Origin of the sequence: Thermosipho affectus (assembly GCF_001990485.1) — a bacterium.
Classification (GTDB): Bacteria; Thermotogota; Thermotogae; order Thermotogales; family Fervidobacteriaceae; genus Thermosipho; species Thermosipho affectus.
In genome coordinates this window covers 1-13454 of the sequence record NZ_LBFC01000002.1, presented here as the reverse complement: position 1 = coordinate 13454, position 13454 = coordinate 1, and the positions used below count along the sequence as shown (strand labels likewise).

Annotated in this window: 18 protein-coding genes and 1 pseudogene; all 19 read left to right on the top strand. The window is 28.7% G+C overall.

Annotated features, from left to right (window positions below):
• Positions 1 to 31 precede the first annotated feature (31 nt).
• Positions 32 to 445 (top strand): lytic transglycosylase domain-containing protein, encoded by a 414-nt coding sequence (locus XJ44_RS00390; RefSeq protein WP_233119485.1) that lies wholly within the window; start codon positions 32 to 34, stop codon positions 443 to 445.
• A 10-nt stretch (positions 446 to 455) separates the two neighbouring features.
• Entirely contained in the window at positions 456 to 1946 is a 1491-nt protein-coding gene (locus XJ44_RS00385; RefSeq protein ID WP_233119488.1) for an NAD(P)H-hydrate dehydratase, read from the top strand.
• A complete protein-coding gene (locus tag XJ44_RS00380) occupies positions 1943 to 3046 on the top strand; it encodes a tetratricopeptide repeat protein (protein WP_077197704.1) in 1104 nt (367 codons plus the stop codon). The genes XJ44_RS00385 and XJ44_RS00380 overlap by 4 nt, the downstream gene beginning before the upstream one ends.
• Positions 3043 to 3972, top strand: a complete 930-nt coding sequence (gene trmB / locus XJ44_RS00375) for a tRNA (guanosine(46)-N7)-methyltransferase TrmB (protein WP_075665111.1) — start codon at positions 3043 to 3045, stop codon at positions 3970 to 3972. The genes XJ44_RS00380 and trmB overlap by 4 nt, the downstream gene beginning before the upstream one ends.
• Positions 3969 to 4940, top strand: a complete 972-nt coding sequence (locus XJ44_RS00370) for an NAD(P)H-dependent glycerol-3-phosphate dehydrogenase (protein WP_075665110.1) — start codon at positions 3969 to 3971, stop codon at positions 4938 to 4940. Before trmB ends, XJ44_RS00370 begins: the two co-directional genes overlap by 4 nt.
• Positions 4928 to 5272 (top strand): hypothetical protein, encoded by a 345-nt coding sequence (locus tag XJ44_RS00365; RefSeq protein ID WP_075665109.1) that lies wholly within the window; start codon positions 4928 to 4930, stop codon positions 5270 to 5272. The genes XJ44_RS00370 and XJ44_RS00365 overlap by 13 nt, the downstream gene beginning before the upstream one ends.
• Before the next feature lies 1 nt (position 5273).
• Positions 5274 to 5516, top strand: a complete 243-nt coding sequence (locus tag XJ44_RS00360) for a hypothetical protein (RefSeq protein WP_075665108.1) — start codon at positions 5274 to 5276, stop codon at positions 5514 to 5516.
• On the top strand, positions 5516 to 5767 hold the full coding sequence (locus tag XJ44_RS00355; RefSeq protein ID WP_172799323.1) for a monovalent cation/H(+) antiporter subunit G: 252 nt from the start codon (positions 5516 to 5518) through the stop codon (positions 5765 to 5767). The genes XJ44_RS00360 and XJ44_RS00355 overlap by 1 nt, the downstream gene beginning before the upstream one ends.
• On the top strand, positions 5767 to 6414 hold the full coding sequence (locus XJ44_RS00350) for a Na(+)/H(+) antiporter subunit B (protein WP_077197703.1): 648 nt from the start codon (positions 5767 to 5769) through the stop codon (positions 6412 to 6414). The genes XJ44_RS00355 and XJ44_RS00350 overlap by 1 nt, the downstream gene beginning before the upstream one ends.
• Complete coding sequence (locus tag XJ44_RS00345; protein WP_075665105.1) at positions 6415 to 7446, top strand: M42 family metallopeptidase; 1032 nt, start codon at positions 6415 to 6417, stop codon at positions 7444 to 7446. It abuts the gene before it with no gap.
• Positions 7447 to 7490: 44 nt separating this feature from the next.
• Entirely contained in the window at positions 7491 to 7988 is a 498-nt protein-coding gene (locus XJ44_RS00340; protein ID WP_075665104.1) for a metal-dependent transcriptional regulator, read from the top strand.
• On the top strand, positions 7978 to 8208 hold the full coding sequence (locus tag XJ44_RS00335; protein WP_077197702.1) for a DUF4911 domain-containing protein: 231 nt from the start codon (positions 7978 to 7980) through the stop codon (positions 8206 to 8208). The genes XJ44_RS00340 and XJ44_RS00335 overlap by 11 nt, the downstream gene beginning before the upstream one ends.
• The gene (locus XJ44_RS00330; RefSeq protein WP_143608951.1) at positions 8208 to 9023 is read left to right on the top strand and encodes a metallophosphoesterase family protein; all 816 of its coding nucleotides are present in this window, start codon (positions 8208 to 8210) and stop codon (positions 9021 to 9023) included. The genes XJ44_RS00335 and XJ44_RS00330 overlap by 1 nt, the downstream gene beginning before the upstream one ends.
• Entirely contained in the window at positions 9013 to 9522 is a 510-nt protein-coding gene (locus tag XJ44_RS00325; RefSeq protein ID WP_077197701.1) for a GNAT family N-acetyltransferase, read from the top strand. The genes XJ44_RS00330 and XJ44_RS00325 overlap by 11 nt, the downstream gene beginning before the upstream one ends.
• A gap of 70 nt (positions 9523 to 9592) precedes the next feature.
• Entirely contained in the window at positions 9593 to 10261 is a 669-nt protein-coding gene (locus XJ44_RS00320) for a hypothetical protein (protein ID WP_158071816.1), read from the top strand.
• A gap of 2 nt (positions 10262 to 10263) precedes the next feature.
• Complete coding sequence (locus tag XJ44_RS00315) at positions 10264 to 11007, top strand: hypothetical protein (protein ID WP_075665100.1); 744 nt, start codon at positions 10264 to 10266, stop codon at positions 11005 to 11007.
• Positions 11007 to 11528 (top strand): cob(I)yrinic acid a,c-diamide adenosyltransferase, encoded by a 522-nt coding sequence (locus tag XJ44_RS00310; RefSeq protein WP_075665099.1) that lies wholly within the window; start codon positions 11007 to 11009, stop codon positions 11526 to 11528. Before XJ44_RS00315 ends, XJ44_RS00310 begins: the two co-directional genes overlap by 1 nt.
• Before the next feature lie 78 nt (positions 11529 to 11606).
• Positions 11607 to 13088, top strand: a complete 1482-nt coding sequence (hutH, locus tag XJ44_RS00305; RefSeq protein WP_075665098.1) for a histidine ammonia-lyase — start codon at positions 11607 to 11609, stop codon at positions 13086 to 13088.
• A pseudogene (locus XJ44_RS00300) lies at positions 13085 to 13454 on the top strand (methyl-accepting chemotaxis protein); the annotation flags it as partial. The gene hutH and the pseudogene XJ44_RS00300, both read left to right, overlap by 4 nt.

Sequence of the window (13454 nt, the reverse complement as noted above, 5' to 3'; positions counted from 1 at the left end):
GTTTTTTGTTTCAGTAATTTGTTTATTTTTTTTGTTTTGGTTATTTAAAAATTTTCCGTATAAATATACTGAATATTTTCCAGAAACAATTTTTGATAAGCTCTTGATATTAAGCATTATAAAAGTTGAGAGTAGTTTTATAAAAGATGCTGTTTCTCCGCTTGGTGCCTATGGTTTAATGCAGGTAATGCCACAAACTTCTGAGTGGATTAATAAAAAGTTTGATAAAAATTACAATCTTTATGTTCCAAAGGATAATATACAATTGGGAATAAAATATCTTGAGTATCTGTATGAACTTAACGGTAATTTAGCGGATGCTTTAATTGGTTATAATACAGGCCCACATGCATCAAAAGAGGTTAAAGAAAGTGCTGGTAAAAGATACTTAAAGAAAGTCTATACTGCGTATTATATTTATAAATTTTTATATCGAGGTGATTGATTTGAGAATAGTGTCATCTAAAGAAATGAAGGAATTAGAAAAAAAGGCTATAAACGATTTTGGAATAGATAGTTTGATTTTAATGGAAAGAGCTGGAGTGTCAACAGTAGAAGTTTTATGGAATGAATTGGAAAAATTATCAAAATACAGTTATTTAGTGTTTTGTGGACCTGGAAATAATGGAGGAGATGGTCTTGTAATTGCAAGAGAACTGTTAAATTATACAGAAGCAGTAAAAGTAGTTTTTATAGATGATTTTGTTACAGAAGAGGCAAAAAAGAATTTTGAAGTTTATAAATCGTTTGGCGGAGAGGTAATAAAAATTTCAAAGGAGAATATTTTGGAAGTGCCTAAATTATTGGGAAACAGTGATGTGGTAATAGATGCTATTTTTGGTACTGGATTATCAAAAATAGTGGAAGGAATTTATGCAGAAATTATTGATTATATAAATTTATATTCAAAATTTACGGTTTCAGTTGATATACCAACAGGTGTTTCGGCTGATACTGCAAGAGTTTTGGGAACGGCAATTAAGGCAGATTTAACAGTTACTTTTGAATACCCAAAAGTTGGCCATTTTTTATTTCCTGGAAGAGCACTTACTGGAAAGTTAAAAGTAGTTAAAATTGGTATACCGAAGATTTTGGGGGCTATTTACCCATGTGATAAATTACTTTTAACGAAAAGTTATTTTGAGGTTCCAAAAAGATTAAAGGAAAGTAATAAATCGACTTATGGAAAAGTTATTGTTATTGGTGGTTCTGAAAATTATATAGGTGCGCCTTTATTATCTGTGTTAGGGGCTTTAAGGGCTGGTGTTGGAAGGGTGTATATTGCAGGTAATAATAAAGTTGTAGTTAATGCGGTAAATTATGAGCCTGGAATTATTCCTATTACAATAGATTTTACTGAAAATAGTTTGTATGAGATAGAAAAGGTGCTTGATCCAAATACAGTTGTTGTAATTGGACCTGGATTGGGAAGAAGAGAAGAAATAAGTGAATTTGTAAAGAAAGTTTTTGAAAATGTAAATGTACCGATAATAGTTGATGCAGATGGTATATACTATCTTTCAAGATTTAAAGATGAAATTTTATTTAAAGAAAAAGTTGTAATAACACCTCATCCAGGTGAATTTGCAAAATTTATGGAAATGAAAATATCTGAAGTAAAATATAATTATAAACTAGTAAAAGAAGCTGCAGAAAGATATAATTTAGTAATTGCTTTAAAAGATGTTACGACTATAATTTCGGATGGAGAAAGTATTTATTTCAATTTAACGGGAAATTCCTCTTTGTCAAAAGGTGGAAGTGGAGATATATTAAGTGGAGTTATAGCAGGATTTGTTGCACAGAACCATGAGGTATTAAATGGAGTACTTACAGGAATTTATACAATGGGACTTGCTGCTGAGATGTATAAATACGAGGGGCGTAATTTCGTTAGTGAAATTCTTGATTATTTACCAAAAGCTATTACGGAGGTGATAAAGTGAATGACAATCTTGTAAGATTTATTAGAAAAATTATGAAAGAGGGGAAATACCAGTTAGCGGAAAGTATAATACAAATAGTTGAAAGAGAATATCCATTTTTAAAATTTGAATATGCTGTTTTTTCAGGTGATTTAGAAAATGCAAGAAAGATATTTGAAAGTTTGAGTTATGAAGAGAAATTTTTTTATGGCATTGCACTTAAAACGGGAGAGATACAGATTGGTGATTTAGAAAATGCAGTAGAAAAAATTTATAATGAACTTGATAAAAATATAGATTATAATTCAATAAAAAGTGAGTATCCAGAAGTTGTTCAAGTGATAAGACTTGAATTAGAAAAAGCAATTAGAAATAATGATAAAGAGCTTATAAGATATTTGAAAGGTATTTTATTAAATTTCGAACCAAATTTAGATTTAGAACTCCAAGAAAAAAAACCACAAAATATTAACATATTTATTATGGGAACTTTGATTATTATATTGATTTTTACAATTATCTCATTGTTTAATCCGACTATATTTTCATTAAAAAATTCTTTAGATAAAATAAATTCAAAAATTGAAGTTAATTTTGAAAAATTGAATACAAAAATTTTGGAATCAAGTAATGAAGTAAAAAATGAGATTATTTCCTCGAATGAAACAGTCTCTAAAATCTTGGAGGAAATAAAAACATTACAACAGGAAAGTTCTAAAAATCTTATTTTAAAACTTTCTGAAGTTGAAGAAAACTTAAAAGTACTTGAAAATTCCAAAGATAAAGAAACAAAAAGTGTTGAACTATTTGAAAGGTTAAATCCAAAAAATATTGAAACCTTACGTTTTTTATGGTTAATGGGATATGAATATTATAGACAGAAAAATTATTTAATGTCGATTAATATTTTGGAATTTGTAATAGATAAAGCTGTTTCTTTGAATGTGAAGAATATTTATTTCTTAGATGATACATATTATTATAGAGCTTTAAATTATTATCAGATAGGTGATTTTGAAAAATCTTACTTGTTATTTAAAGATTTTATAGAAAGATTTCCAAATAGTACTTATAGCAAGCATGCAAAGTATTTTATTGAAAGAGTAGGAGGTCTCAGATGATATATCCGGAATTTGAGTTGAAACCTCAATTTTTAAATAAGTTTCCTTTAAATTGGGATGAAATTTTTGGAAATTATGGTCCAATTCATGTGGAACTTGGTTTTGGGAATGGGGAATATGCGGCTTACTATACTAGTAAGAATAAGAATATTAATTATATTGGATTTGAGCTTTCAATTACATCTATGGTGAAAGCACAAAGAAAATTAAAACGAAATGGTATAAAAAATGCAAAATTAATTCTCTGTGATGCAAGGTTTGGTGTGAGAGAATTTTTTAGCGACGATTCTATTGATAAGTTGATAATGAATTTTCCTGTTCCTTGGTATAAAAATTCACAGGCACATAGAAGAATAATAATTAAGGATTTTTTCAATGTATTGTCAGTAGTTTTAAAATACAATGGGGAATTTGAACTTGTTACTGATCAAGAGTGGTACGCAATTGAAGCATACGAAAATGCAAAGGAGAGCGGATACTTTAAAGTAAATGATATCGAAAAAAACCCTAAACGTGAATTTTTAACCAGATATGAGAAAAAATGGATAAGATTTAATAGAGATATTTTTAGATTAAAGGTTTGGAAAATCAAAAAGGGAAAGATAACACGTTTGTTGAGGAGTGAGGATGATATGCCACATGCTGTGGGAAAAATAACAGAACAAAAGGTATTGGAATTAAAGGGACAAGTTTTTAAGGAAGATAATAAGATTTTTGTGGTTAAAAATGTTTATAAGGAAGTAAATGGAGATGCTTATATATTTAAAATTATATCTTCTGATGATGAATTTACGCAACATTACTTTTTAGTTTTATACCCTAAGGAGAAGATGAAGTGGGTATTAAAATTAGATAGTGAATCAAACCCGTATAGAACACCTGCTGTAAAGTGGTCCGTAAAAAAGATTATGGAGGTGCTCGAGTGAAATTTGGAGTAATTGGTGCAGGAAGTTGGGGATGTGCTTTTGCAAATTTGTTGGTTGATAATGGACAAGATGTATTGGTTTGGGCTAGAAGAAAGGAAGTAGTATTTGAAATAAATGTTTTAAAAAAGATAAGTTATTTAAATGGGATTAGACCAAAATTTAATGCTTCAGATAACATACAAGAAGTTGTGGATTTTTCGGACTATCTTGTTATAGCTATACCTGTGCAATTTATAAGGGAAAATTTAAGTAAGATTAAGTATTGGGATAATGTTAAAGGAATCGTTAACTTATCAAAGGGTTTAGAGATAAAGACTTTAAAACGAGTTTCGGAAATTATAAGAGATTTTGTTAGTATACCCTATACCGTTCTTTCAGGACCATCACATGCTGAAGAAGTAGCTGAAAATATACCTACAGCTGTAACAATCGCCGGTGAAAATGTTGAAGAATTACAAATATTGTTCAGTAATGATTATTTTAGAGTGTATACCTCTGATGATGTGGTTGGGATAGAGATTTCTGGTGCTTTGAAGAATGTTATGGCAATTGCCGCAGGAGTTTTAGATGGATTAGGTGGGTGGGATAATTCAAAAGCGGCACTAATGACACGTGCTTTATATGAAATGATAAAGTTTGGAAAAATCTTTGGAGCACAGGAAAAAACTTTTTTTGGACTTTCAGGCGTAGGAGATTTGATGGTCACATGTAATAGTAGACATAGTAGAAATAGACTTTTGGGAGAGTTAATAGCAAAAGGTCAAACACTTGAAGAGGTAATGAAAAATACCAAAATGGTTGCAGAGGGTATGTATACTGTGAAAGCTGTTGTTGAGCTTTCCTTAAAGAGAGGTATAGATATGCCTATTTCTAGTGAAGTGTTTAAAATACTATACGCAAATAAAAATCCAAGGCTATCTATGTTGGATTTAATGAGGAGGCCATTAAAAGAAGAATGGTACATTTAATTAATATTATTTTAGGTACTTTGTTCTTGAGTGTATTTTCGGGGAAAGAATATTTTTTTCTAAATCTTTTTGTTTCAATAATAGTATATGAAATTTTCAAACAAAATGTTTTAAATTTTTCTAAATTGGTGTTTTTACTTTTAAAGTATATTCCCAAAACTTTGTATGAATCAATTTTGGTTTTCTTTATTAAAAATGAAAAAATCGAATTTGAGGAATATAAAGATGATTTTGAGATGTTAATAAAGATATTGTATATAACATTAACACCAAAGACAATAGCTTTTGATCACGATGACAGATTCCTTTATATTCATAAATTAGGTGATTGAGATGGTAGCAATATTGTTAATATTGATTTCATTATTTATTTCGATAATTGGGATTGGATATTTTAAGAATGTTTATGAAAAATTGATTCCTCTTCTTTCTATTTCTACTAAGATATCAATTTTGTTGTTGGTATATTCATATTATAGTGATTTGCCAATAATAGTAGATGTTGCAATTTTTTATGTTTTGATTTCAATAGGTGGAGCATTTGCTATTACTTCATTTCTTTCAAGGAGTGATTGATGATAATAATTTTTGGTGCTTTTTTGATGTTAATTGGGAATATTTTTGCGTTGTTTAATAAAAACATGTTTAAAAAACTACACTATTTGAGCGCGGGAGATACTGGTGGAGGGATTTTGATATTAATAGGTTTATTAATACGCGGTTTTCAAATTGAAAAGATTTTAGTTGCACTTTTAATTATGTTAATAGGAATGCCTGCAGTAACTTATTTTATTTCAATTTCTTTTGTTAGAAAGGATAAAAGATAATGATGCAGTATGTTTTATCTTTTTTTGCGGTTTTGGTAACTATTTTTGTGTTTTTTTCTAAAAAAGTATTTAATTCTTTTTTATATAGAACGGTACTGAGTGTTTTGATGGTTGCAATTTACGTTGTATATTTAGCACCAGATGTGGCAATTACCGAAGCAATGCTTGGAGCTTTGTTGACTACATTTGTTTACTTACTCTCTTTTAAAATTCATTCAAAATTGAAGGTGGCTGTTGTAAGGATCCCAGTTATTTGTCAAAAATATCAAGATACTTTTGCGGGAATTATTCCAAAAATTTTAGAAGATTTTTCAAAAGAGTATAATCATAAGATTGAATACGTTGAAGTTTTAACAATTGGGGAATGTATGAAGTTAATTGAGAAAGGCGAAGTGGATTTAGGTATAACATTCAAAGGTGATTTTAAAATTTTAGATGTGCCTTATTATATGGTTAATAACAAAGAATTGAGTTATTTTGAATTAATTAATTTAAATAGTTTAAGTGAGATAAAAAAAATTTCAAATAAGGTTTTTTACCTAACTTTTTCCGATAAAAATTCTATTGAATTTATGGAATTTAGTTCTTTTTATACGCAAGATTATTTGAAGAAAATTTTGAAAAATTATAAATTGGGAGGGATATAAATGTCGTACGTTCAAGAAGCAATCGGTAAAATTATTGATTTGTGTGAGATTCCAAGTCCTACTGGTTTTACAAATAGGATAATGAATTATTTGATTAATGAAGTTAGAAAATTAGGTTTTAGATATGAATATACTAATAAAAAAAGCTTAATTGTAGATTTAGGTCATGGGGATAGCAATGCAATATTACTTATGGCGCACGTTGATACACTTGGTGCTATGGTTAGATCAATAAAACCAAATGGTAGATTAAAGTTAACAAGAATTGGTGGGTATCCTTTTTCGCATATTGAAAATGAAAATTGTATAGTTTTCACAAGAGATAACAAAGCATATACTGGTACAATTTATAACATACATCCTTCAGTCCACGTTTATAATGATACTGGAACTATTGAAAGAAATGAAAATAACGTGGAAGTTGTTTTAGATCAGAAAGTTTATAGCAAGGAAGATGTGGAAAACCTTGGAATAAGGCCAGGTGATTATATAGCATTTGAGCCAAGAACTGTTTTAACAAGAACTGGATTTTTAAAAAGTAGATTTTTAGATGATAAAGCAGGAGCAGGTATTTTGCTAACTTTGGCAAAGGTAATAAGAGATTTTACTATAGAACCAAAAAGAAAGATCTATATTATGTTTACAAGTTATGAGGAAGTTGGTCATGGAGCATCTTCTGGAATTCCAGATGACGTAACAGAAGTTATTGCTGTAGATATGGGAGCAGTGGGAGATGATTTAGATTCAGATGTCTATTCAGTTTCAGTTTGTGCCAAAGATTCAAGTGGACCATATGATTATGATGTAGTTGGTAAATTGATAAGAGCTGCTGAACTATCAAAGGTAAATTTTACTGTTGATATATATCCGTATTATAGTTCTGATGCAAGTGCTGCAGTGCGTGCGGGATATAACGTAAAACATGGATTAATTGGTCCTGGGATTTATGCGTCACATGGCTATGAAAGAACTCATGTCGATGCAATTGAAGCAACACTTAAACTTCTTCAAAAGTATCTTGAATTGGAATGATGTGTTAAAATACAATTAGAATAAACTTATGTGGAGGGATTTTTTTGTCAAGTCACCGTAATTTAACTAAAGCAGAAAGAAAATATCTTTTGATTGTATATCTTACTTTAAACTCAATGGGCTGGACAAGATTAAAGAAAGTATCGGATTATGCAGGAGTTAAAATGCCTTCTGCGAAGCAGACTTTAAATTCATTGGCAAAAAAAGGTTTGATTTATTATGAAAAAAGAGGAGCTATAACTTTAACTGAGGAAGGCAAAAACATAGCTTTGAAGGAAAATAAAAACATTCAAGCATTTAGAAGATTTTTGATAGAATTCTTGAAAATAGAACCTTTAAAAGCACAAGAAGCATGTTTTAAGATATATTTTGATTTGGGGGATGAAGTCGCTGAAAAGTTTGTTTTATTTGCAAAGTTTATGAATGAGTGCCCGCAGGAAAAGCCATTGTTTTTAAAGCATTTTGATGAGTTTTTAAAGAATAATAAGATAATAAGTAAATGTCCATTTATGACTAAAAAGGAGGATAAATATGGAGATTGATATTTTATTGAATATTGATAAGAATGATGTACATTATTTGAGTTACATTTTAGAAGCGCAAGATAATATGGTTAATATAAGAAAATACGAAGGTGGAATTTTAAGGATTGTTACAACCGATTATTTTAAAGAGGACATTTTAAAAATGTTAGATAGTTTAAAAATGGATATAGATTTTGATATTGTTGAAATTAGAAAAAATTCTGGAAGTGCAGATTAATGTTAAAGAAGATGGTATTTTTATTTATTTTTGTTCCAATGTTTTTATTCTCTAATGTTTTTTATTATTTGTATGAAGAAAATGATATGTGTAAGTTGTGTGATGGAGAGTTTTTTCCTAACACAACAAATTTGGTAGCTGTATACGGTGATTCACGTTTTGGAAATAAAGTTCATATAAAAATTGTAGAGTTGATTTCTTCTTATAATCCAACTGTCGTAGTTCATTTGGGGGATATGGTAAATAGAGGAGATAGGAAAGAGGAGTGGAATACTTTTTTTAAAATAACAAAAAACTTGAGAAAAAATTCTTATTTCCAATTAGTAAAAGGCAATCACGAGAATCCTGATGTTTATTATAAAAAGTATTTTGGATTGTACAATTATTATGCAGATTTTAAGAAATATAGACTTATTTTTTTGGATCCGTATACGAAAGGTTATTTAGAATTTTTAGAAAATTATGGAAATGAGAGAAGCATAGTCTTTTTGCATTATCCAATTTATACAGTTGGACCACATTGGAAAGATAGATTGGATTTGTCAAAATTAGATAAAATTGTTGCTGATAAAGGTATTAAAATTGTTATTTCTGGGCATGAGCATAATTATCAACATTTTTATGTTAATAATACTCATTATATTATTACCGGAGGTGCTGGTGCATCACTTTATGGGAAAGTGATTGATAATGAATATCTTGTATCGTTTTATAAAGAATATCATTTCGTTTTGTTGGAACTTAATGATGATTTAAATATAAAGGTTATAGATCTCAATAACAAAATATTGGAGGAGTTTAACGTTGAATTTTGATTTTGTTTTTAAGGAAATTTTTTTTAATGAAATTAATAAGTTATATGAATTTAGAAAAAGTGTTTTAAGCGAAACAAAATTTTTAGTAACTTCTCTAGAAGAATTGATGGATTTTAAATCTTTTAAGAAATATGTAGAATTCTACATTGAAAATGAGTTAAGAAAGATTTTTATCGCTAAGTTAGAAAACAAAATTATAGGTGAAATTGATATAATGATTCATGAAAGAAAACGTATGAGACATGTTGCTGAATATGGAATATCTGTTTTACGGGAATTTAGAGGAATGGGTATTGGTAAAAAGCTTATTCAGATTGCAGAAGAGTGGGTTTTTAAGAATGGAGTAAAAAGAATTCAATTGGAAGTAATTGAGAGTAATTTAATTGCAATTAATCTTTATATTAAACTTGGATATAAAATCGAAGGTAGAAAGAAAAAAGCTGTGAATTTAGATGGAAATTATGTTGATCTTTTAATAATGGCAAAAGTAAAGGAATGATAGGATGAGGAAGTTACCCGTTATTTTTTTTGTTATTTTTTTTATGGTTTTGCCTTATTTAATGTTTAAAATGGATTTGTCTTACTCAAAATTTCAACTAAATGAGTATGAAAAAATTGCTGATTTTGATTATGAAAATTATGAAAATTTGATTGCAAATATAATTTCAAACAGACAACCAGAAGGTTATGTAGTAGAAAGAAATAAAATATACTATATGGGGAAGGTTTTTAAAGTGGAAAATCTTTCAGAGGGGATTTCAATTGTAAAGTTTGGTGAAACTTCAAATCTTATTTATGTAAAAGATAATGCTTTTTATACAATTCCTAAAATAACATCTTATTTTGTATTTTTTACTAATGATAAAAAGATAGTTAATAGTAACAATTTTTCTGTAAGTTTTAATGAAATGTTTCCTGATGTTAAAGGTAATATTACTTATTATAACGGGAAAAAAGTTTTATTTAAAATAGTTGAAAAAAAAGACTTGAATTTTTTGGTTTATTCTGCTTATCCAGCACATCATATAATGTTGTATTTTGTATTTGTCCCAGTTTCTTTGTTTATTATTTACTATTTCTTTTTTTACTTAAAACGTTTTGAAAGGGAACCTGAAAGAAAGCTAAAAAAGACGGTTAAAGCATTAAAAATCTTGAAAAATATAATTGAAAATTGCGAAAACAAAGATGATTTTAAGGATGATATTAAAGAACTAAAAAAAATTTTTAAGGGGGATTAGGTGTGATTTTATACATTGATTCTTTCTTTTCGATAAAGGAAGTGTTTGATTATCTAGTACCAATTATAGTTGAAAAACGATATATTGTTTGTAACAGCTATTTTGACTGGAATTTAAGTGAGTGTATTTATATTGGCAGTGAAGAGTTTAATGATATAAATTTTAATATATATAAATGTAAGGAAAAAGATTCAAATATCGATATTTTCATTGAATTTAATGATGAAAATTTTGAATTATTTAAGATTAGAAATTTCGTTTCAAAAGAATTATTTAAAAAGAAAGTAAACTGTGAAAGAGAGGTATTAAAAATAGAAAATTCTTTTGAAAAAAATGAAATTATTATAAATTTAAATATGGATTTTTTAATAGAGCATCCTAACGTATTTTCTGTAAAGAATGCGGAGAAATACCTTGATTTAATAATTTTTTCTAGATTGTTGAGAATTGTAGAAAAGTTAGGCTACATAATTAACTCAGATAATACTTTAATTTATAAGGTAAAATTTAAGAGTGATTATGCTCTTTTTCAGAGTTTTTGGAATGAAGTGGAGAAATTAAATATGAATATTAGTATTGATATACAAAAAAAGTGTTTTTTTAATAGTTTAAAGAATGTAAATAATGTTTTGGAATTAATACCTTTATCTATTTTAAAATCATTTTTAATGCAGGATGTAAATATAGATATTATTATCAAAGAATTAGAATTTTTTAAAAGAGTAATTTTAGGAGGGGATAAATAATGATAAGTACAAAAATGGGTGATGATGGAAAGACATTTTTGGCAAATGGTGAGAGAGTAGACAAAGATAATATCAGAGTAGAAGCATATGGAACGATAGATGAGCTGGTATCATTTCTTGGATTGGCAAAAATTGGTTTGGATGTGAATGAAAAAACTATAATTGAAGAAATTCAAAAGGATTTGTTTAGAATAGCTACTGAATTAGCAAAAGGTGAAAAATTTATTGAGCTTATTGACAAAAGAGATGTTGATAGAGTAACAAAATATGTAGAAAATTACGAAAAGAAATTAAATATAAGCTCTTTTGTAATACCGGGTGCTAAAAAGGAAAGTGCATTACTTGATGTTTGTAGAACAATTGCAAGAAGAGGCGAAAGATACATTGTTAGACTGTCAAAAGTCGAAAATGTAAGATTACAGTTATTGGCGTATATTAATAGGATTTCAGATTTACTTTATGTTATTGCAAGATATTTAGAAAATGATGAAATAAATAAGATATCTGTATCTGATTTATAAAAAAGATAAGAATTGGTATTTGATTAAAATTTTTATTGTGATATATTTGTCATAGATAATATTAGAGGGGGGATTTTTTTGATATATATTAACGGAAATAGCTTAACCGTTGAGGATGTTCATAAAGTATCGAGAAAATATGAACAAGTTTTGCTTGATGATAAGGCCAAAAAAAATGTTGAACTTTCTAGAAAAAAAGTTGAAGAAATTTTAGAAAAAAACAAACCAGTTTACGGTGTGAATACAGGTTTTGGTGCATTGGTTAATGTAAGAATTTCAAAAGAAGAATTAGAGGATTTACAAAAAAATATTGTGTTATCTCATTCAGCAGGTATCGGTGAGCCACTGAACTATGATATCGTTCGTGCGATGATGTTGTTGAGGGCTAATTCATTAGCAAAAGGTTTTTCAGGGGTAAGAGTGTCGGTAATAGAAAAATTAGTAGAGTTTTTGAATAAAGATGTTGTACCATATGTGCCGGAGAAGGGGAGTGTTGGTGCAAGTGGTGATTTGGCACCATTATCACATATTTCAATGGCACTAATTGGTGAAGGATATGTTTTAAAGAATGGCAAGAAAGTTGAAACAAGAGAAATATTGAAAGAAAAAAATATAACACCATTGACTTTAAAAGAAAAAGAAGGCTTAAGTTTATTAAATGGCACGCAATTTATGACAGCGATACTTTCACTTGTTGTCAGAGATATGTTTAGATTAATAGAAATTGCAACTTTAATTGCAGCAGCATCAACAGATGTTTTACTTGGGACACCAGTCGCATTTGATGATAGATTGCAAAGAGTAAGAAATCATAAAGGCCAAATTTATATTGCCGAATTACTGAGAAAATATCTTAATAAGAGTAAATTAAGAGAATCACACATCAAATGTTCTAATGTCCAAGATGCATACACACTTAGAGCTATTCCTCAGGTTTATGGTGCAGTGTATGATACTCTTGAATTTGCCAAAAAAGTTGCTGAAAATGAAATTAATGCGGCAACGGATAATCCGTTAATATTTGATGAGGAAATAATTAGTGGTGGAAATTTCCATGGTGAACCAGTTGCATTAGTTTGTGATTATTTATCTATAGCGTTAACTGATTTAGGTAATATGATCGAAAGAAGAATTGATAGATTGGTAAACCCACTAGTTAATAGGGGATTACCTGCATTTCTTGCATCTGGAAAAGAGGGACTTAACTCTGGTTATATGATTTGGCAATATGCGGCTGCTGCAATATGTAATGAAAATAAAGTTTTATCTCATCCTGCATCATGTGATACGATTCCAACATCTGCATACCAAGAAGATCATGTAAGTATGGGAGCAACTTCTGCAAGGAAGTTAAGAAAAATTTATACAAATGTAGTAGATTTAATATCAATTGAGACAATGTTAGTTAGGGTTGCTTTGGAATTTAGGCGTCCATTAAAGTCCTCTAAAATGATTGAAGATTTTCTTTCAAATATTAATATCGAAATGAATGGTGATAGATATTTTGGAGAAGATTTTGAAAATGTAAGAGAATACATACTTTCGGAGGTGGTTAAATGAAACTACAATTTAAACTCATACTATCCTTAGTATTGGTAGCAATAATTGCTACGGTAACAAGTGTTTCAATTTCATCATATCTTGCCTTCAAAAACGTTTCAAAAAGCGCAAGTACTATAAACGAACTCATCCTTACCTCGATCTCCAAAGACGTACATGCAGAACTAGAAAACATTATCGATCCAATTTACAAGTATGCAACAGGGGGGTCACTTACCCCATATTTGATGAATGCGACAAGTGATTTAGGAAAAAAACAACTTGCATGGGGAATTAGAAATGCAAGAAATGCGTTAAAAAAAGAGGGGGTTATCCAGACATTTATCGTATTAGAAACAGGTGAAGTACTTGATGAGACAGGTGAGT

What these genes read in the sequence shown, in the direction of transcription:
- XJ44_RS00360 (WP_075665108.1), top strand. Translation starts at nt 5,274, where the DNA reads ATGGTAGCAATATTGTTAATATTGATTTCATTATTTATTTCGATAATT.
- XJ44_RS00330 (WP_143608951.1), top strand. Translation starts at nt 8,208, where the DNA reads ATGTTAAAGAAGATGGTATTTTTATTTATTTTTGTTCCAATGTTTTTA.
- XJ44_RS00335 (WP_077197702.1), top strand. Translation starts at nt 7,978, where the DNA reads ATGGAGATTGATATTTTATTGAATATTGATAAGAATGATGTACATTAT.
- XJ44_RS00355 (WP_172799323.1), top strand. Translation starts at nt 5,516, where the DNA reads ATGATAATAATTTTTGGTGCTTTTTTGATGTTAATTGGGAATATTTTT.
- XJ44_RS00310 (WP_075665099.1), top strand. Translation starts at nt 11,007, where the DNA reads ATGATAAGTACAAAAATGGGTGATGATGGAAAGACATTTTTGGCAAAT.
- XJ44_RS00320 (WP_158071816.1), top strand. Translation starts at nt 9,593, where the DNA reads ATGGATTTGTCTTACTCAAAATTTCAACTAAATGAGTATGAAAAAATT.
- trmB (WP_075665111.1), top strand. Translation starts at nt 3,043, where the DNA reads ATGATATATCCGGAATTTGAGTTGAAACCTCAATTTTTAAATAAGTTT.
- XJ44_RS00365 (WP_075665109.1), top strand. Translation starts at nt 4,928, where the DNA reads ATGGTACATTTAATTAATATTATTTTAGGTACTTTGTTCTTGAGTGTA.
- XJ44_RS00345 (WP_075665105.1), top strand. Translation starts at nt 6,415, where the DNA reads ATGTCGTACGTTCAAGAAGCAATCGGTAAAATTATTGATTTGTGTGAG.
- XJ44_RS00350 (WP_077197703.1), top strand. Translation starts at nt 5,767, where the DNA reads ATGATGCAGTATGTTTTATCTTTTTTTGCGGTTTTGGTAACTATTTTT.